The sequence below is a fragment of the Paracoccus sp. J39 genome (assembly GCF_000518925.1).
Classification (GTDB): domain Bacteria; phylum Pseudomonadota; class Alphaproteobacteria; order Rhodobacterales; family Rhodobacteraceae; genus Paracoccus.
Map to the genome: position 1 here is coordinate 99,107 of NZ_JAEN01000010.1, position 16,922 is coordinate 116,028.

A 16,922-nucleotide genomic window follows, 5' to 3' on the forward strand; every position below is an offset into this window, starting at 1 on the left:
AATCTTGGTTCTGTTTATGGCAATTCGCGGGTTGCCTGAATGGGCGGCAGGGTGATGAGTGCTAGTGAGCCAGAAAAGGGAAAGGGAAGCAAGCGATGCGATACAGCCGCGACATGATCGGTTACGGGGCACGGACGCCGGACCCCAAATGGCCCGGGAACGCCCGGATCGCGGTGCAGATCGTCATCAATTACGAGGAAGGCGGCGAGAACAGCATCGAGCATGGCGACGCCGCCTCGGAAGCCTTCCTGTCCGAGATCATCGGCTGCCAGCCCTGGCCGGGCCAGCGGCACTGGAACATGGAATCGATCTACGACTACGGCGCGCGCGCGGGCTTCTGGCGCCTGCACCGGCTGCTGAAGGACGTGCCGGTGACCATCTACGGCGTCGCCACCGCGCTCGAGCGCGCGCCCGAGCAGGTCGCCGCCATGCAGGAGGCCGGCTGGGAGATCGCCACCCACGGCCTGAAATGGATCGACTACCGCGATATCCCGCGCGAGGTCGAGGCCGAGCATATCGCCCGCGCCATCGAACTGCACACCCGCGTCACCGGCGAGCGGCCGCGCGGCTTCTACCAGGGCCGCACCTCGATGAACACCGTGGCCCTGGGCTGCGAGGAGGGCGGCTTCGAATACCTGGCCGACACCATCGCCGACGACCTGCCCTATTGGCATGTCCATAACGGCAAGCCGCAGCTGATGGTGCCCTATACCATGGACGCCAACGACATGCGCTTCTCCTCCGGCCAGGGCTTCGGCACCGGGGTCGAGTTCTTCGACTACCTGCGCGACAGTTTCGACGTGCTCTATGCCGAGGGCGAGGCCGGGGCGCCGAAGATGATGTCCATCGGGCTGCATTGCCGCCTGGCCGGCCGTCCGGGCCGCGCCATCGCGGTGCAGAAATTCATCGAACACGCCCGCAAGCATGAGGGCGTCTGGTTCGCCACCCGGCTCGACATCGCGCGGCATTGGGCCAGGACGCATCCCTACCAGCCGAAGCAGCGCCCCTCGCAGATGGAGCGCGCGGAATTCGTCGAGACATTCGGCGGCGTCTACGAGCATTCCCCCTGGATCGCCGAGCGGGTCTGGGAAGGCGAGATGGGCGCCATCCACGACACTCCGGCCGGGCTGGCGGCGCGCATGGCGCAGGTGTTCCGCAGCGCCTCGGACGAGGAGCGGCTGGGCGTGCTGCGGGCGCACCCGGACCTGGCCGGCAAGCTGGCCGCGGCCAAGCGCCTGACCGCCGACAGCACCGCCGAGCAGGCCAGCGCGGGCCTCGACAGCCTGACCGATGCCGAGCGCGCCGAGTTCGACCGGCTGAACACGGCTTATGTGGAAAAGCACGGCTTCCCCTTCATCATCGCGGTGCGCGACCACGACAAGCCGGGGATCATGGCCGCGATGCGCCGGCGCATCGACAACGACACCGCCACCGAGCGCGCCGAGGCCGAGCGCCAGGTCAGCCGCATCGGCGCGCTGCGCCTGCAGCAGATCCTGGGCGACGCCTGAGCCCCGCCGCCCGCCTGCCGCCATGGCGGGCGGGAACCGCCACAGACGGACCGGGCCAGTGCGATCCCGGCGCAACGGAGACCTGAAATGACCGCCAAGACCCCGACCTATGCCGGGCCCTTCGCCGGCCTGCCGCCGCAGACCGACCTGTCCACCGACACCGCCATCTTCACCGAGGCCTATGCCGTCATTCCCGCCAGCACGATGCGCGACATCGTCACCAGCTTCCTGCCGGGCTGGACGGGGATGCGGATGTGGATGATCGCCCGGCCGCTCTCGGGCTTCGCCGAGACCTTCAGCCAGTATATCGTCGAATTGCAGCCGCAGGGCGGCTCGGACCGGCCCGAGGACGATGCGGGCGTGCAGGCGGCGATCTTCGTCACCGAAGGCGCGCTGAGCCTGACCATCGACGGCCAGGCGCATGAGCTGGAGCCCGGCGGCTTCGCCTATATCCCGGCCGGCATGGCCTGGTCGGTCCGGAACGGCGATGCGACCTCGCGCTTCCACTGGTGGCGCAAGCGCTGGCAGCCGGTGGAAGGGCTGGAAAAGCCCGAGGTGATCATCGCCAACGAGCGCGACATCGCCCCGATCCCGATGCCGGACACCAATGACAGCTGGGCCACCACCCGTTTCATGGATCCGGCGGACCTGCGCCACGACATGCATATCACCATCGTGACCTTCGAGCCGGGCGGCTCGATCCCCTTCGCCGAGACGCATGTGATGGAGCACGGGCTGTTCGTGATCGAGGGCAAGGCGGTCTATCGGCTGAACCGCGACTGGGTCGAGGTCGGCCCCGGCGACTTCATGTGGCTGCGCGCCTTCTGCCCGCAATGCTGCTATGCCGGCGGGCCGGGGAATTTCCGCTATCTGCTTTACAAGGACGTGAACCGGCACGCGCCGATCTGGAAGTAAGGGGGCTCTGCCCCCCGCCGCTGCGCGGCTCCCCCCGGGGTATTTGGAAAACCGAGAAGGCCGGTCAGCGGGCGTGTCAGCGGGCGCGGCGGAAGGTCAGGTTGATGCGGGCGGCGCCGGTCAGCGGGTGCTCCCCCGGCTTCAGGGTCAGGATGCCGTGCCAGTTCAGCCGCGCCGGGCCGCCCCAGACCACCACGTCGCCGTGGGTCAGCGCGTGCTTCGCCACCGGGTCGCCGCGCTGCGGCCCGCCGAACTGGAAGGTCGCCGGCAGGCCCAGCGAGACCGAGACGATGGGCGCGGCCATGTCGGCCTCGTCGCGGTCCTGGTGCAGGCCCATCCTTACCCCCGGCCGATAGCGGTTGATCAGGCAGGCATCGGGCCGGAAGCCGGGGAAGCCGGCCCGGGCGGCGGCTTCTTCCGCCAATTGCCGGAAGCGCGGCGGCATCTCGGGCCAGGGCCGGCCGGTCAGCGGGTCGCGCGGTTCGTAGCGATAGCCGCGGCGGTCGCTGACCCAGCCGAGCGCGCCGCAATTCGTCATCTCGACGCCGATCCTGCGCCCGCCGGGGGTCTGCATCTGGCGGAAGGGCGAGAGCCCGGCGATGCGCGCGACATCATCGAGGAGAGCCGGGTCGGGCGCGAAGCCGCGCAGGATCATGGCGCCGGGACCGAGGGGCTCGTCGCGGCGGGTTCCGAACAGGTCTGGCTCCATGTTGCCCTCCCACGGGATTGTCATGTGCTGCGGCTTGACCTGGGGCCTGACGATGGCTTTCAAGTCGGGTCACAGCAAAGGATTCCTGCCATGCGCCGCCCCCTTGCCGCAATCGTCCTGGCGCTGCTTTGCGCCCTGCCCCTGGTGCCGGTTCAGGCGCAGGATCACGGCGGGCCCGAGGTCGCGGCAATCAAGGAAGCGGTGTTCAACGGCCCCGGCCTGCCGGTGATGGGCAATGAGCGGGGCGATACGGTGCTGGTCGAGTTCTCGGATTACAATTGCGGCTTTTGCCGCAAGAGCGCGCCGGAGGTGGCAGCGCTGCTGCAAGCGGATCCGGGCGTGCGGCTGGTGGTGCATGAGATCCCGATCTTCGGCGAGGGCTCGCGCTTTGCCGCCGAGGCGGCGCTGGCCGCGCAGGCGCAGGGCAAGTATCCCGAGTTTCACCGGGCCCTGATGGCGATGCGCGGCAAGGCCGAGAAGGCCTCGGTGCTGCGCGTCGCCCGCGAGGTCGGGCTGGACGTGGCGCGGCTGCAGCGCGACATGCAGGCGCCCGAGATCACGCAGAGGATCGAGCGCTCGCTGAAACTGGCCGACGAGATCGGGCTGGTCGGCACGCCCAGCTTCATCGCCGGGGACCGGGCGGTGTTCGGCTATCTGGGCAAGGAGGACCTGGCCGAACTGGTGGCCGAGGCGCGCGGCGCGCGATAGCGCGCGCCTTTCGCCCTCAGGTGCGGATGTCGACGCCGAGATGCTTGGCGACGGTGAAGATGTCCTTGTCGCCGCGGCCCGACAGGTTCACCACCATGATGTGATCCTTGGGCAATTCGGGCGCGATCTTGACGACATGGGCCAGCGCATGGCTGGGCTCCAGCGCCGGGATGATGCCTTCCAGCCGGCAGAGGGTCTGGAAGGCCGCCAGCGCCTCGTCATCGGTCACGCTGACATATTCGGCGCGGCCCTGCTCCTTGAGCCAGGCATGTTCCGGGCCGATGCCGGGATAGTCGAGCCCGGCGCTGATCGAATGGCCTTCCAGGATCTGCCCCTCGTCGTCCTGCAGGAGATAGGTGCGGTTTCCGTGCAGCACGCCGGGGCGGCCGCCGGTCAGGCTGGCGCAATGCTGCATGCGCGCGTCGACGCCCTTGCCGCCGGCCTCGACGCCGATGATGCGCACCGAGGGATCGTCGAGGAAGGGGTGGAACAGGCCCATGGCGTTCGAGCCGCCGCCGATCGCCGCGACCACGCTGTCGGGCAGCCGCCCTTCGCCCTCCTGCTCGGCCAGTTGCCGGCGGGTCTCGCGGCCGATGATGCATTGGAAGTCGCGCACCATGGCCGGATAGGGATGCGGGCCGGCCACCGTGCCGATGCAATAGAAGGTATCGCGCACGTTCGTCACCCAGTCGCGCAGCGCGTCGTTCATCGCGTCCTTGAGCGTGCCGCGGCCAGAAGTGACCGGCACCACCTCGGCGCCCAGAAGCCGCATGCGGAAGACGTTTGGCGCCTGGCGCTCGACGTCATGGGCGCCCATGTAGACGATGCATTTCAGCCCGAAGCGGGCGCAGACCGTCGCCGTCGCCACGCCGTGCTGGCCGGCGCCGGTCTCGGCGATGATGCGGGTCTTGCCCATGCGGCGCGCCAGCAGGATCTGGCCCAGCACGTTGTTGATCTTGTGGCTGCCGGTGTGGTTCAGCTCTTCGCGCTTGAGGTAGATCTTCGCGCCGCCCAGTTCCTCGGTCAGGCGCGGGGCGAAATAGAGCGGGCTGGGGCGGCCGACGTAATGCTTCCACAGATCGTCCATTTCGGCCCAGAAGCTCGGGTCGTCCTTGGCGCGGTCGTACTCCGCTTCGAGGTCGAGGATCAGCGGCATCAAGGTCTCGCTGACGAAGCGGCCGCCGAAGATGCCGAAGCGGCCCTGTTCGTCCGGGCCGGTCATGAAGCTGTTGATGAGGTCTTCGGCCATGGCTCTCCTCGCGGCGCGGTCGGAATGAGTATTTGGGAAACGGTGAAAGCCCGTCAGAGGGGTTTCTTATATCCGATATGGGAAGGGGTAAAGCCGAGCCTGTCGTAGAAGCGATGCGCGTCGGCCCGGCTGCGGTTGGTGGTGAATTGCAGAAGCCGGCAGCCGGCGGCGCGGGCGCGCGCCTCGGCATCGCGGATCAGCGCCTCGCCGACGCGCCGGCCGCGCAGGTCGGGACGGACGCGCACCCCCTCGATCTGGGCGCGGCGGGCGGCGGAGAGCGACAGGCCGGAGATGACGGTGATCTGGTAGCAGGCGACCACCTCGTCCCCGATCACCCCGACGATCAACTGGTTGCCCGGTTCCTTCTGCATCGCCTCCCAGGCGGCGAGATAGGGGCCGAGCTCGTCGCCCTCGCGCGCCTGGCCCAGCATATCGTCGCGCAGAAGCGCAAGGACAGCGGGAACCTCGTTGCACCGGGCCTCGCGGAAGGCGACGGCCGCGGTCACAGGACCGGCGCCGTGGCGCGGGCGATGAAGCGGCGGATGCGCTCGGGGTCCTTGACGCCGGGGGCGCTTTCGACGCCGGAGGAGACATCGACCGCCGGCGCGCGGGTCAGGCGGATCGCCTCATGCACGTTCTCGGGGGTCAGGCCGCCGGCGAGCAGCCAGGGCTTGAGGATCTGCCGCCCGGCCAGCAGCCGCCAGTCGAAGGCAAGGCCGTTGCCGCCCGGCAGCACGGCATCCTTCGGCGGCTTGGCGTCGATCAGCAGCATGTCGGCCACGAGGCCGTAGTCCCAGAGCGCATCCAGATCCTGCGCCTCGGCCACGCCCACCGCCTTCATCACCGGCAGGCCGGTGCGCGCCTTGACCTCGGCCACCCGGGCGGGGGTCTCGGCGCCGTGCAGCTGGATCAGGTCCAGCGGCACCCGGGCCAGCACTGCATCCAGCGCCGCGTCATCGGGATTCACGAACAGGCCCACCTTGGCCACGCCCAGCGGCACCTGCGCGGCAAGCTTCGCCGCCGCCTCGGGCAAGACATGGCGCGGTGATTTCGGGAAGAAGACGAAGCCGACATAGCGCGCCCCGGCCCCGACCGCCGCGGCGAGGCCGGCGGCCTCGGTCAGGCCGCAGATCTTGACGGAAACGGCCATGGCATCAGCGCGGCGCGGGCAGCGACGAGCCCGAGCCCGCAGGCGCCGCCGGCTTGCGCGCCGCCTCGTCCAGGATCGCCAGCACGTCGTCGCGCGGCGCGGCATGGGTGCGGCGCAGATCCCCGACTTCGCGCTGCAGCTGCGCGAGGTCATGCGCCCGGCGGCTGGATTCGGCGCGCAGATGCGATTCGCGCAGCCATTCCCAGACCAGCCCGACCAGCACGCCGAAGACCATGGCCAGGAACAGCGCGACAAAGGCCGGCATGGTCAGCGACCAGCGCCCGCCGGCGAACTGGGCCAGGCTTTCCGGCATCAGGCTGATGGTGACGAGATCGCGGTTCGCCGCAGCCAGCAGCATCAGCACGATGGCCAGAATGACGATGAAGAAGATCCGGATCGCGCGCATGCCTTACCCCGCAGAGATTGTCGCCGGCAATCTGGCCTATTCGGCGCCGCCGTTCAACCGCTCGCGCAGGAGCTTGCCGGTCTTGAAGAAGGGCACATGCTTTTCGTCCACGCTGACGGTTTCGCCGGTGCGCGGATTGCGGCCCTGCCGCGCGTCGCGCTTCTTGACCGAGAAGGCGCCGAAACCGCGCAACTCGACCCGGTCGCCGCGGGCCATGGCGTCGATGATCTCCTCGAACACGGTGTTCACGATCCGCTCGACGTCGCGCTGGAACAGGTGCGGGTTTTCCTCGGAGATTTTCTGGATCAGTTCGGATCGGATCATTGCGGTTCCTGTCTGGGTGTTCCAACAAACTCCTGCCGCCCGATCATAGGGCAGACATCGCGGCATTCAATGTCAGAACGCATTCCGGCCGGATTGGTTACCGTGTTTTTCAAGCCTTTATGGTTCAGTCGGCGGAAATGCGCAATGAAAAGCGCCCCCGGATCGCTCCGGGGGCGCAAGGTTCGGCCGATGCGAGGCTCAGCCGCGGCCCTTGAGCGCGGCGCCCAGGATGTCGCCCAGCGAGGCACCCGAATCCGAGCTGCCATACTGTTCGACGGCTTCCTTCTCTTCGGCGATCTCGCGCGCCTTGATCGACAGGCCCAGGCGGCGGGTCTTGGTGTCGATGTTGGTGACGCGGACGTCGACATGGTCGCCGACCTGGAAGCGCTCGGGGCGCTGGTCCTGACGGTCGCGGGCCAGGTCCGAACGACGGATGAAGGACTTCATGCCGTTGTATTCGACCTCGATGCCGCCGTCCTCGATCGCCGTCACGGTGACGGTGATGACCGAGCCGCGCTTCACGCCCTCGACCGCTTCGGCCATGGCGTCGTTTTCCAGCGCCTTGATCGAGAGCGAGATGCGCTCCTTCTCGATGTCGACTTCCTGGACCACGGCCTTCACCACGTCGCCCTTGCGGAAGTCCTGGATGGCTTCCTCGCCGCGGGTGTCCCAGCTGATGTCCGACAGGTGCACCATGCCGTCGATATCGCCTTCCAGGCCGACGAACAGACCGAATTCGGTGATGTTCTTGACCTCGCCCTCGATGACGGTGCCGACCGGATGGGTCTCGGCGAAGACTTCCCACGGGTTGCGCATGGTCTGCTTGAGACCCAGCGAAACGCGGCGCTTGGCCTCGTCGATCTCCAGCACCATAACGTCGACTTCCTGCGAGGTCGAGACGATCTTGCCGGGATGGACGTTCTTCTTGGTCCAGCTCATTTCCGAGACGTGCACCAGGCCCTCGACACCGGCTTCCAGCTCCACGAAGGCGCCGTAATCGGTGATGTTGGTCACGCGGCCGGTATGGACCGAGCCGATCGGGAACTTCGAGGCCACGGTATCCCACGGATCGGCCTGCAGCTGCTTCATGCCCAGGCTGATGCGGTGGGTGTCCTTGTTGATCTTGACGACCTGGACCTTGACGGTCTCGCCGATCGACAGGATCTCGGACGGGTGGTTGACGCGGCGCCAGGCCATGTCGGTGACGTGCAGCAGGCCGTCAACACCGCCCAGATCGACGAAGGCGCCGTATTCGGTGATGTTCTTGACCACGCCCTCGACCGTCTGGCCTTCGGTCAGGTTGGCGATGACCTCGGCGCGCTGTTCGGCGCGGGACTCTTCCAGGATGGCGCGGCGCGACACGACGATATTGCCGCGGCGGCGATCCATCTTGAGGATCTGGAAGGGCTGCTTCAGGCCCATCAGCGGGCCGGCGTCGCGCACGGGGCGGACATCGACCTGACTACCGGGCAGGAAGGCCACGGCGCCGCCCAGGTCGACGGTAAAGCCGCCCTTGACGCGGCCGAAGATGGCGCCTTCGACGCGCTCTTCCGCGGCATAGGCTTTCTCCAGGCGGTCCCAGGCCTCTTCGCGGCGGGCTTTCTCGCGCGAGATGCTGGCCTCGCCGCGGGCGTTCTCGACGCGGTCGAGATAGACCTCGACCTCATCGCCGATGGCGATGGCGGGGGCTTCGCCGGGATTTGCGAATTCCTTGAGATCGACGCGGCCTTCCATCTTGTAGCCGACGTCGATGATGGCCTGGCCCGCCTCGATGGCGATGACCTTGCCCTTGACGACCGAGCCCTCTTCGGGCGTGTCGATGGCGAGGCTTTCGTTCAGGAGGGCCTCGAATTCCTCCATGGTCGCTTTAGCGCACATATAGATCCAGTTTCCTTTTCGATCATTGCTGGCCATGCGGTTGGCTCCGCCGGTCTTTTTGTAGATGCAGGGATAAGCGCATAAGGGTCGCGGCATACGCCCGACCCTGTTGAAGCGGCCCGTTATGGCCCCATCGCTTGCCCTGACGGGCGCGATATAGCCCTCATTCGCCGTTCTGGCAAGCGCCGAGACCGGGGAAATGCGCCCGGATCTCGCGCTCGAGCAGCGCCACAAGCGCGGCCGCGGGCATGGGACGGGCGCGCGGCGCCCCGGTTCCGGCCCATTGCGCCGCGTAATCCGAGCCGCCAGCCACCGCCTGCAGCCGCTTGGCCGCGTCATAGGTGATCGGGTAATCCGGCAGCGGCGGCGCGTCCTCGGCCTCGCCCAGCGCCGTCAGCCGGTTGGCGAGGCCGCGCGCCGGACGGCCGGAAATGGCGCGGGTCATCACCGTGTCGCCCGGCTTCGCATCGGCAAGCCGGGCGCGATAGGCGTCGTTCGCCGCCGATTCCGGACAGGCGACGAAGGCGGTGCCCATCTGCACCGCGGCCGCGCCCGCCCCGAGGCAGCGCGCGGCATCGGCGCCGTCCATGATGCCGCCGGCGGCGACCAGAGGCAGGCCCAGGTCGCGCAACTCGCGCAGCAGCGCCTCGGTCGCAAGCCGGTCGTCGGGGCCGTCGGGATCGAAGATGCCGCGATGCCCCCCGGCCTGGTAGCCCTGGGCGATGATCAGGTCGAGCCCGGCCTCGCGGATCGCCAGCGCCTCGGCCCGAGAGGTCGCGGTGGCGCCCAGGGTGGCGCCGCTGTCGCGCAGCGCGGCGATGTGCCCGGCCGGCGGCAGGCCGAAATGGAAGGTGACCAGCACCGGCCGCGCCGCCAGCACCGCGCGCAGCATCTCCTCATCTTCAAGGAAGCTGCGATAGATCTCCTCGATCCGGGCCGGGGGCTCGGCGCCGAAGCGGCGGAACTCGGGCGCCAGGTAGTCGAGCCAGCCCGCCTCGCGCGCCGGATCGGCCTGGGCGGGGCGGTGGCAGAACAGATTGACGCCATAGCGGTCCGAGCCCAGCCGCCCCTGCGTCTCGGCCATCATCGCCGCGGCCTGGGCCGCCGTGGCGGCGGCCACGCCGATCGAGCCCATCCCCCCTGCCCGGCTGACCTCGGCGGCAAGAAGCGGTGTCGCCGTGCCGGCCATCGGCGCCTGGATCACCGGCACCCGCAGATCGGAAAGCTGGAAACGCCGGTTCATGCCCTTGCCTCCTGCGCGCGGGCCCCTGCCTCCTGCGCGCGGGCGATGGCGTGGGCCACGGCCTCGTCGATGCTCATCTCGGTGGTGTCGAACAGCAGCGCATCCTCGGCCGGGCGCATCGGCGCCACGTCGCGGGCGGCGTCGCGGGCGTCTCGCTCGCGCAGCTCGGCCAGGATGCGCGCCTCGTCGGCGCCCAGTTCCAGCGCCCGGCGGCGGGCGCGGGTCTCGTCGCTGGCGGTGACATAGAGCTTCAGCTCGGCCCCGGGGCAAATCACCGTGCCGATGTCGCGCCCGTCCAGCACCGCGCCCGGCTCGGAGCGGGCAAAGCGGCGCTGGAACTCGACCAGCGCCGCGCGCACCTCGGGGATGGCGGCGACGCGGCTGGCGGCCTGCCCGGCCTCGGCGCTGCGCAGGTCGTCGCGGGCCAGGTCCTCGGGGACCAGCGCGCGGGCGGCGGCGACCGGATCGCCGCCCTTGGCGCCGACCGCGCGATAAAGCAGCCCGGTGTCCAGATGGGCGAAGCCGAAATGCCGGGCAAGCGCCCGCGCGATGGTTCCCTTGCCCGAGGCGGCGGGTCCGTCGATGGCGATGGTGAAGGGCATATCCTCGGGGGTCCTCGGGTTCTGGCGGCGGCGGCCCGGCGCAGACCTCGGTCCGGAGTCGCGCATGCCGGCCCAGCCGCGAATGCACGAGAAACCGTCAAGGATGCCGGCCGGACGGCGGCCCGTCCGCAACTGGATCTTGGTGCCGGTTGCAGGAATCGAACCCGCGACCTTCTGATTACAAATCAGCTGCTCTACCAGCTGAGCTAAACCGGCATCCTGCCCGTTCCGTAGCGCCTCACGGGCGCGGGCGCAAGCTTGGCGTGGCCGGTCAGGCGGTGACGATGCGCACCGTCTCGACCAGCCGGGCGGGGTCGAGCGGATGCGGCAGCCAGCCCGCAGCCCCGGCATTGCGGGCGCGGGTCTTGAGCTCGGGCGCGGCCGAGACCGCCATGACCAGGATCGGGATCGCCCGCAGCCGGTCGTGGCGCCGCACCGCCTCGATGAAGCCGAAACCGTCCAGCTGCGGCATGTTGAGGCCGGTCAGGATGGCGTCCGCCGGACCCGCCTCCAGCGCGGCCAGCCCCTCGGCGCCGTCGGCGGCCCGCCGCACCACCATCCCGGCCGCCTCCAGCATAGCGGCCACCTGCTCGCGCAGTTCGCTGTTGGCATGCTGGACCAGCACCGTCAGCGCCATCTCGGGCCCCTGCCACCACACCGTCGTCGTTCCATGCCGTCCTCCGAATCCGAACCGTTGCTTGCAAGATGGCGCAGAAGAATTAAGCTTCGGTTGACGCGCGTGCCCGAACCACCCGGCGATCCCTCATCCCTGCGGGTTTCTTGCGCGGGCCGGCGCATTTCCCGCCGCCGGGGCTTGCATTCGCGGCGGGAAGGGACTATTTCGCGCGCACTTCACAGGCGGGGTCGGGCCCCGGAGGGAGACATCCTTCGACGGTCCACCGGTTGGGGCTAGCCCCTGAAAGCCCCGCCAAGGCGCAAACCGGAAAGGACATGGACATGGCGCTTCCCGAATTCTCCATGCGTCAGCTGCTTGAAGCTGGCGTTCATTACGGCCACCAGACCCAGCGCTGGAACCCCCGCATGGCCGAGTTCATCTATGGTGAACGCAACGGCATCCACATCGTCGACCTGACCCAGACCGTGCCGATGCTGGACGCGGCGCTGCAGGTCGTGCGCGACACCGTCGCCAAGGGCGGCCGGGTTCTGTTCGTCGGCACCAAGCGCCAGGCCCAGAAGGCCGTGGCCGAGGCCGCCGAGAAATCGGCCCAGTATTACATGAACCACCGCTGGCTGGGCGGCACGCTGACCAACTGGAAGACCGTCTCGCAGTCGATCCAGCGCCTGAAGGCGCTCGACGAGACGCTGTCCTCGGGCGCCGAGGGCCTGACCAAGAAAGAGCGGCTGCAGATGGAGCGCGAGCAGGCCAAGCTGCAGGCCTCGCTGGGCGGCATCCGCGAAATGGGCGGCCTGCCGGACCTGCTGTTCGTCATCGACGTGAACAAGGAAGACCTGGCCATCCTGGAAGCCAAGAAGCTGGGCATCCCGGTCGTCGCCGTGGTCGATACCAACTGCTCGCCCAAGGGCGTCGACTACATCATTCCGGGCAATGACGACGCCGCCCGCGCCATCGCGCTGTATTGCGACCTGGCCTCGCGCGCCGCGCTGGACGGCATGACCGCCCAGATGGGCGCCGCCGGCGTGGACCTGGGCGCGCTGGAAGCCGGCGTCGAGGAAGAGCTGGCCGGCGAGACCGCCGAAGAAGCCGCCCAAGCCTGATTTCGGAGGGGCCCGAGCCCCGGGCCCGGCACTCCGCAAGGGGTTTACGGAACGTTCATCAGGCGGGGATAAACCCCGCCTGACGCATTGAAAAGCAAGGAGACACCCGAATGGCTATCACCGCTGCGATGGTGAAGGACCTGCGCGAGACGACCGGCGCGGGCATGATGGACGCCAAGAAGGCGCTGACCGAAACCGGCGGCGACATGCAAGCCGCCATCGACTGGCTGCGCACCAAGGGCCTGGCGAAAGCCGCCAAGAAGGCCGACCGCGTCGCCGCCGAGGGTCTGATCGGGGTGCAGGTCAAGGCTGGCCGTGGCGTCGCGGTCGAGATCAACTCGGAAACCGACTTCGTCGCCAAGAACGCCGATTTCCAGCAGCTGGTGCGCGAAATCACCGCCGTGGCGCTGGAAACCGCCACCGATGTCGAGGTGCTGCGGGCCACGCATCTGAACGGCAAGCCGGTCGCCGACGTGCTGACCGACGCCATCGCCCGCATCGGCGAGAACATGACCCTGCGCCGGATGCATGCGCTGGAAGGCGATACCGTCGTCTCTTACGTCCATAACGCCGCGGCCGAGGGCCTGGGCAAGATCGGCGTGCTGGTGGCGCTGAAGGGCGATGCCGAGAAGGCGCAGGCGATCGGCAAGCAGTTCGCCATGCATATCGCCGCGACCAACCCGGTCTCGCTGTCGGAAGCCACGCTGGACCCGGCGCTGCTGGCGCGCGAGCTGGAAGTGCAGACCGCCAAGGCCCTGGAAGAGAATGCCGCCTCGGCCAAGCCGAAGCCCGAGGCCGTGATCCAGAACAACATCATCCCCGGCCGGATGAAGAAGTTCGTGGCCGAGAACACGCTGCTGGGCCAGCCCTTCGTGGTCAATCCCGACGTCACCGTCGAGCAGGCCGCGAAAGAAGCCGGCGTCGAGATCACCGGCTATGCCCGGGTGATGGTCGGCGAAGGCATCGAGAAGAAGGAAGAGGATTTCGCCGCCGAGGTCGCCAAGACCCGCGCCGGCGCCTGATCCCGCCCCTGACGCAGAACGAAAGACGCCGGCCCCGCGGGACCGGCGTCTTGCATTGCGCGGCCCGGCTGGCCACGGCGCGGCGGCGGTCAGCCGTCGCTGTTCAGGGCCCGCTGCAGATGCCCGGACGGATGCAGGCCCGGCGCGTGCCAGGGCTCGAGCCGCGCCCCATCCTGCAGCGATGCGGCGGAGGCCCGGGCCACCGGCGAGCGGGGCGCGCCGTGATCGACAAAGATCTGCTTGCGGCTGGTAGCCAGCAGGATGGCCTGCGCCGTGGTCCTTGCCCCCAGCGCCTTGCGCGCCAGGCGCAGATGCTTCTCGACCGTGGCCGGGGTGACGTCCAGCAGCTCGGCGATTTCCTGCGTGGTGCGGCCGACCGAGATGCATTCCAGAACCTCGCGCTGGCGCAGGGTCAGCACGCAGTCGGGCTCGGCATAGGGCAGGCTCGATAGCCGCAGATGCATCAGCCCGCTCACCGCCTCGATCATCCGGCCATGCTGCGACCAGAGCTCGTCGAGCTTGTCCTGCCGCATCCCGATCGGACCGCCGAGGATGATGCCGGCGCGGATGCGCTCGACCCTGTCACCCAGGCCGATGGCATAGCCCGCGACATGGCCGTAGCGCGCGAACAGGTCCAGCGCCCGCTCCTCGCACGGGGTCAGCCGGCCGGCCAGGCGGCGCTGGTGCATCCAGTCCCAGCTTTCGCTTCCCTGGTTGCCGACCAGCCACAGATGCATCGGCAGGCTCTCGACCAGGTCCAGCGAGACCAGCTCATGCCAAAGGTGCGGCGAATAGCTGGACAGCACGAGGCTGTCGTCACGCATCCGGTCGCAAGAAGCCTCGAGTATCCGCACCGCGCGATAGGCAACATTCGGGAAGCCCAGGTCGGTCAGCCGTTCGACATAATGTTGCCAGACGGCCTGCACCGAGCGCGCCGCAAGGATGACCTCCATGTCTTTCAGCACTTCCATGTTTTTACTGCGCTCTTTCCCCAAAAACCCTTTAGAATAAATTGCACCAGCGCCGATGCCTTTGAAATATTATTGCCAATACCCCGGACGGGATCAATGCATCAGGCAGAAATTTGCAAGGTGACGTAAGGTTAACTTATTTAAAGGAAACCTTTCAACAGATTGATCTGGAAAGACATATGGCGATTGCGCAATGACGATGGGGCAAGTCGTCCTAATTGCCGAATCGCATTCCGGCGGCCTGCAAGCAGGTGGTTTTCCTGATCCGGATTGCTGGTTACTGTGCCGCCGGAAACGAGTCGGGAGTTGCGCGCGCATGCAGGTCGTCTTTCATTGCGGGGTTCACGGCACCGATCTTTACCGCATGGTCAAGACACTGTTGCAAAACCGGGACTGGCTGCTGCGCAACGGGGTCGAGCCGGTGACGCCGAACCGCCATCGCGACGTGTTCAACGAGGCGCTGAACGCGCTGAGGGGCGGCCCGGCCACGGCCGAGATGGAGCAGGTCATGCTGGACGCCATCCTGGACCTGGACGATCCGCGCCGCATCATCTGCAGCACGCCCACCTTCCTGGGCAAGGCGGCGCGGGCGATCTCGCCCGAGGGGCTCTATGTCGCGGCGGGCGAGAAGATGGCGGCGCTGGCCAATCTGTTCCCCAGCGCCGAGATCGAGTTCTTCATGGCGCTGAAGAACCCGGCCACGCTGATCCCCTTCATCCTGTCGCAGGAAGGCAGCGGCACCTATGCCGAGCTGATGGACGGGGTCGATCCCGAGGCGCTGCGTTGGGCCCCGGCGATCCGGCGCATCCTGGCCGCCCTGCCCGACCGGCGGCTGGTGGTCTGGTGTCACGAGGACACCTCGCTGATCTGGCCCGAGGTGGTGCGCCGCATCTCGACCATGCCGGCGGACGTGCCGCTCAAGGCCGGGCTGCAGATCCTGGGCGACATCCTGCATCCGGACGGCATCCGCATGATCCGCGACGCGATGGCGCAGGAAGAGCGGCTGACCGTCAGGAGCCGCCGCCGGATCTTTGCCGCCGCGCTGGAGAAATACGCCCTGCCCGAGCAGATCGAGGTGCAGCTGAACCTGCCCGGCTGGACGCAGGACCTGGTGGACCGCATCACCGCCGCCTATGACGCCGACATGGCCGAGATCGCCGCCCTGCCGGGGATCGAGTTCATCACCCCCTGAGCGCATGAAAGCCCGCGCATGAAAAAGGGCCGGTCGCCCGGCCCCCGCTTGCGCGCGCCTCGCGGCGTCAGGCCATGCCGAGCGCGGCCTTGTACATTTCCAGGATCGCCTCTTCCTCGGCGATGTCGTCCTTGTCGCGCTTGCGCAGCGCGATGACCTTGCGCATGACCTTGGTGTCGTAACCGCGCGCCTTGGCCTCGGCCATCAGCTCCTTCTGCTGCTCGGTCACGTCCTTCTTTTCCGCCTCGAGCTGCTCGTATTGCTCGATGAACTGGCGCAGCTCGCCGGCGGCGATGCCATAGGCGTTGTCGTCCTGCATGTTCCGCTCCTTCGGGTTTTGGCGCGGGTCTAGGCGGTCTTGCGGGCGGGTGCAATCGCCGCTAGGCCGTCAGCGGCAGACGGAGGCGAAAACATGACGATCTGGGACGGGCTGATCTGGGGCGGAACCGCGTTGACGGTGGTCGGGCTGGTGGCGCTGGCCTGGTGCATCCTGACCGCTGCGCGGGCCAAGGCGCGGATCAGCGACGATGCCGAGATGCGCGCCGCCATGCGCAAGGTCGTGGCGGTGAACATGGCGGCACTCGCGGCCTCGGTCCTGGGGCTGATGCTGGTCGTCCTTGGCATCATGCTGGGCAAGTGAGATGCGGGCGCTGATCCAGAGGGTCTCGGAAGCCGAGGTCACGGTCGAGGGCCGCAGCATCGGCCGCATCGGGCCGGGCCTTCTGGTCTTGGTCTGCGCCATGCAGGGCGACCCCGACGACGCAGCCGCAAAGCTGGCCGCGCGCGTGGCCAAGCTGCGCATCTTCCGCGACGAGGCCGGCAAGATGAACCGCTCGGTCGTGGACACCGGCGGCGCGGTGCTGGTGGTCAGCCAGTTCACGCTCGCCGCCGACACCCGCACCGGAAACCGCCCCGGATTCTCCACCGCCGAGGCGCCCGAGCGCGGCGAGGCGCTGTATCTGCGCTTTGCCGAGGCGCTGCGCGACCTGGGCCTGCCGGTCGAGACCGGTGCCTTCGGCGCCGACATGAAGGTGTCGCTGGTCAATGACGGCCCGGTTACGATCTGGATGGATTCCGCAGAACGCGCTTGACTTTCGCAGCCCGAACCCTCATTTGCGACAAGTTGCCGCCCGCTGCCGCGTGAGCAGCCGGCGCCCTTGCGCCAAGGTCGGCACCGATTTTCCAGTTTCCCATTCACGCGGGGAGGCTGCGGGCATCACCGTATCCACGCCCGCCCCTCGCAACCAGCCGTGCGCTTTGCACGGCACCAGCCATGCGCGCCGATACGCGGGCGACCTGGCCGAAAGA

At 68.3% G+C, this 16,922-nt stretch carries 20 protein-coding genes and 1 tRNA gene; 8 read left to right on the top strand and 13 right to left on the bottom strand.

From position 1 onward, the window contains the following. Window positions 1–95 precede the first annotated feature (95 nt). Together puuE and L632_RS0111580 are read left to right on the top strand one after the other, a co-directional pair. On the top strand, window positions 96–1,508 hold the full coding sequence (gene puuE / locus L632_RS0111575) for an allantoinase PuuE (protein WP_028712310.1): 1,413 nt from the start codon (window positions 96–98) through the stop codon (window positions 1,506–1,508). A gap of 87 nt (window positions 1,509–1,595) precedes the next feature. After that, complete coding sequence (locus L632_RS0111580) at window positions 1,596–2,423, top strand: bifunctional allantoicase/(S)-ureidoglycine aminohydrolase (protein ID WP_028712309.1); 828 nt, start codon at window positions 1,596–1,598, stop codon at window positions 2,421–2,423. Window positions 2,424–2,499: 76 nt separating this feature from the next. Here L632_RS0111580 and alkB read toward each other — a convergent pair whose 3' ends face one another. Next, window positions 2,500–3,156 carry a DNA oxidative demethylase AlkB gene (gene alkB, locus L632_RS0111585; protein WP_232220969.1) on the bottom strand — a complete coding sequence of 219 codons (657 nt, stop codon included), beginning with the start codon at window positions 3,154–3,156 and terminating at the stop codon, window positions 2,500–2,502. Window positions 3,157–3,222: 66 nt separating this feature from the next. Between alkB and L632_RS0111590 the strand changes: the two genes are divergently transcribed. After that, the gene (locus L632_RS0111590; protein WP_028712307.1) at window positions 3,223–3,840 is read left to right on the top strand and encodes a DsbA family protein; all 618 of its coding nucleotides are present in this window, start codon (window positions 3,223–3,225) and stop codon (window positions 3,838–3,840) included. A gap of 16 nt (window positions 3,841–3,856) precedes the next feature. Here L632_RS0111590 and trpB read toward each other — a convergent pair whose 3' ends face one another. The 10 genes from trpB to L632_RS0111640 form a co-directional block, all read right to left on the bottom strand. Beyond that, complete coding sequence (trpB, locus tag L632_RS0111595; RefSeq protein ID WP_028712306.1) at window positions 3,857–5,089, bottom strand: tryptophan synthase subunit beta; 1,233 nt, start codon at window positions 5,087–5,089, stop codon at window positions 3,857–3,859. Between the two features lie 53 nt (window positions 5,090–5,142). Continuing rightward, a complete protein-coding gene (locus tag L632_RS0111600) occupies window positions 5,143–5,595 on the bottom strand; it encodes a GNAT family N-acetyltransferase (RefSeq protein ID WP_028716840.1) in 453 nt (150 codons plus the stop codon). Next, window positions 5,592–6,239, bottom strand: a complete 648-nt coding sequence (locus L632_RS0111605) for a phosphoribosylanthranilate isomerase (protein WP_028716841.1) — start codon at window positions 6,237–6,239, stop codon at window positions 5,592–5,594. The genes L632_RS0111600 and L632_RS0111605 overlap by 4 nt, the downstream gene beginning before the upstream one ends. A gap of 4 nt (window positions 6,240–6,243) precedes the next feature. Then, window positions 6,244–6,645, bottom strand: a complete 402-nt coding sequence (locus L632_RS0111610) for a LapA family protein (RefSeq protein ID WP_028716842.1) — start codon at window positions 6,643–6,645, stop codon at window positions 6,244–6,246. A 36-nt stretch (window positions 6,646–6,681) separates the two neighbouring features. Continuing rightward, window positions 6,682–6,969, bottom strand: a complete 288-nt coding sequence (gene ihfB / locus L632_RS0111615; RefSeq protein WP_028712302.1) for an integration host factor subunit beta — start codon at window positions 6,967–6,969, stop codon at window positions 6,682–6,684. A gap of 198 nt (window positions 6,970–7,167) precedes the next feature. Further along, window positions 7,168–8,847 carry a 30S ribosomal protein S1 gene (gene rpsA, locus L632_RS0111620; protein WP_028712301.1) on the bottom strand — a complete coding sequence of 560 codons (1,680 nt, stop codon included), beginning with the start codon at window positions 8,845–8,847 and terminating at the stop codon, window positions 7,168–7,170. 163 nt (window positions 8,848–9,010) lie between these two features. Continuing rightward, window positions 9,011–10,090 (bottom strand): nitronate monooxygenase family protein, encoded by a 1,080-nt coding sequence (locus L632_RS0111625; RefSeq protein WP_028712300.1) that lies wholly within the window; start codon window positions 10,088–10,090, stop codon window positions 9,011–9,013. Continuing rightward, window positions 10,087–10,758: a d(CMP) kinase gene (locus L632_RS0111630; protein WP_084648096.1), complete on the bottom strand. Its 672-nt coding sequence runs from the start codon at window positions 10,756–10,758 to the stop codon at window positions 10,087–10,089. The genes L632_RS0111625 and L632_RS0111630 overlap by 4 nt, the downstream gene beginning before the upstream one ends. 74 nt (window positions 10,759–10,832) lie before the next feature. After that, a tRNA-Thr gene (locus tag L632_RS0111635) sits at window positions 10,833–10,908 on the bottom strand. 55 nt (window positions 10,909–10,963) lie between these two features. Continuing rightward, on the bottom strand, window positions 10,964–11,329 hold the full coding sequence (locus tag L632_RS0111640; RefSeq protein ID WP_028712298.1) for a response regulator: 366 nt from the start codon (window positions 11,327–11,329) through the stop codon (window positions 10,964–10,966). Window positions 11,330–11,643: 314 nt separating this feature from the next. Here L632_RS0111640 and rpsB point away from each other — a divergent pair, with 314 nt between their 5' ends. After that, on the top strand, window positions 11,644–12,429 hold the full coding sequence (gene rpsB / locus L632_RS0111645) for a 30S ribosomal protein S2 (protein ID WP_084637792.1): 786 nt from the start codon (window positions 11,644–11,646) through the stop codon (window positions 12,427–12,429). 110 nt (window positions 12,430–12,539) lie between these two features. Then, a complete protein-coding gene (gene tsf, locus L632_RS0111650) occupies window positions 12,540–13,451 on the top strand; it encodes a translation elongation factor Ts (RefSeq protein WP_028712296.1) in 912 nt (303 codons plus the stop codon). An 89-nt stretch (window positions 13,452–13,540) separates the two neighbouring features. Here the strand turns inward: tsf and L632_RS22580 are convergent, their stop codons facing one another. Continuing rightward, on the bottom strand, window positions 13,541–14,422 hold the full coding sequence (locus tag L632_RS22580; RefSeq protein ID WP_084648097.1) for a LuxR family transcriptional regulator: 882 nt from the start codon (window positions 14,420–14,422) through the stop codon (window positions 13,541–13,543). Window positions 14,423–14,738: 316 nt separating this feature from the next. On the opposite strand from L632_RS22580, the gene L632_RS0111660 reads away from it, so the two are divergent. Next, the gene (locus L632_RS0111660) at window positions 14,739–15,614 is read left to right on the top strand and encodes a hypothetical protein (RefSeq protein WP_028716843.1); all 876 of its coding nucleotides are present in this window, start codon (window positions 14,739–14,741) and stop codon (window positions 15,612–15,614) included. 67 nt (window positions 15,615–15,681) lie between these two features. Here L632_RS0111660 and L632_RS0111665 read toward each other — a convergent pair whose 3' ends face one another. Next, window positions 15,682–15,933: a DUF2312 domain-containing protein gene (locus L632_RS0111665; protein WP_028712294.1), complete on the bottom strand. Its 252-nt coding sequence runs from the start codon at window positions 15,931–15,933 to the stop codon at window positions 15,682–15,684. 93 nt (window positions 15,934–16,026) lie between these two features. On the opposite strand from L632_RS0111665, the gene L632_RS0111670 reads away from it, so the two are divergent. Both L632_RS0111670 and dtd read left to right on the top strand, forming a co-directional pair. Then, window positions 16,027–16,254 (top strand): hypothetical protein, encoded by a 228-nt coding sequence (locus tag L632_RS0111670; protein WP_028716844.1) that lies wholly within the window; start codon window positions 16,027–16,029, stop codon window positions 16,252–16,254. 1 nt (window position 16,255) lies between these two features. Then, window positions 16,256–16,705 carry a D-aminoacyl-tRNA deacylase gene (gene dtd / locus L632_RS0111675; RefSeq protein ID WP_028716845.1) on the top strand — a complete coding sequence of 150 codons (450 nt, stop codon included), beginning with the start codon at window positions 16,256–16,258 and terminating at the stop codon, window positions 16,703–16,705. Window positions 16,706–16,922 lie beyond the last annotated feature (217 nt).

Excerpts from the sequence above, each read along its gene's own strand:
- rpsA (WP_028712301.1), bottom strand. The coding sequence starts at position 8,847 with ATGTGCGCTAAAGCGACCATGGAGGAATTCGAGGCCCTCCTGAACGAA.
- L632_RS0111580 (WP_028712309.1), top strand. The coding sequence starts at position 1,596 with ATGACCGCCAAGACCCCGACCTATGCCGGGCCCTTCGCCGGCCTGCCG.
- alkB (WP_232220969.1), bottom strand. The coding sequence starts at position 3,156 with ATGACAATCCCGTGGGAGGGCAACATGGAGCCAGACCTGTTCGGAACC.
- L632_RS22580 (WP_084648097.1), bottom strand. The coding sequence starts at position 14,422 with ATGGAAGTGCTGAAAGACATGGAGGTCATCCTTGCGGCGCGCTCGGTG.
- L632_RS0111665 (WP_028712294.1), bottom strand. The coding sequence starts at position 15,933 with ATGCAGGACGACAACGCCTATGGCATCGCCGCCGGCGAGCTGCGCCAG.
- rpsB (WP_084637792.1), top strand. The coding sequence starts at position 11,644 with ATGGACATGGCGCTTCCCGAATTCTCCATGCGTCAGCTGCTTGAAGCT.
- trpB (WP_028712306.1), bottom strand. The coding sequence starts at position 5,089 with ATGGCCGAAGACCTCATCAACAGCTTCATGACCGGCCCGGACGAACAG.
- ihfB (WP_028712302.1), bottom strand. The coding sequence starts at position 6,969 with ATGATCCGATCCGAACTGATCCAGAAAATCTCCGAGGAAAACCCGCAC.
- L632_RS0111625 (WP_028712300.1), bottom strand. The coding sequence starts at position 10,090 with ATGAACCGGCGTTTCCAGCTTTCCGATCTGCGGGTGCCGGTGATCCAG.
- L632_RS0111670 (WP_028716844.1), top strand. The coding sequence starts at position 16,027 with ATGACGATCTGGGACGGGCTGATCTGGGGCGGAACCGCGTTGACGGTG.
- L632_RS0111590 (WP_028712307.1), top strand. The coding sequence starts at position 3,223 with ATGCGCCGCCCCCTTGCCGCAATCGTCCTGGCGCTGCTTTGCGCCCTG.
- L632_RS0111660 (WP_028716843.1), top strand. The coding sequence starts at position 14,739 with ATGCAGGTCGTCTTTCATTGCGGGGTTCACGGCACCGATCTTTACCGC.
- L632_RS0111605 (WP_028716841.1), bottom strand. The coding sequence starts at position 6,239 with ATGGCCGTTTCCGTCAAGATCTGCGGCCTGACCGAGGCCGCCGGCCTC.
- tsf (WP_028712296.1), top strand. The coding sequence starts at position 12,540 with ATGGCTATCACCGCTGCGATGGTGAAGGACCTGCGCGAGACGACCGGC.
- L632_RS0111630 (WP_084648096.1), bottom strand. The coding sequence starts at position 10,758 with ATGCGCGACTCCGGACCGAGGTCTGCGCCGGGCCGCCGCCGCCAGAAC.
- dtd (WP_028716845.1), top strand. The coding sequence starts at position 16,256 with ATGCGGGCGCTGATCCAGAGGGTCTCGGAAGCCGAGGTCACGGTCGAG.
- puuE (WP_028712310.1), top strand. The coding sequence starts at position 96 with ATGCGATACAGCCGCGACATGATCGGTTACGGGGCACGGACGCCGGAC.
- L632_RS0111640 (WP_028712298.1), bottom strand. The coding sequence starts at position 11,329 with ATGGCGCTGACGGTGCTGGTCCAGCATGCCAACAGCGAACTGCGCGAG.
- L632_RS0111610 (WP_028716842.1), bottom strand. The coding sequence starts at position 6,645 with ATGCGCGCGATCCGGATCTTCTTCATCGTCATTCTGGCCATCGTGCTG.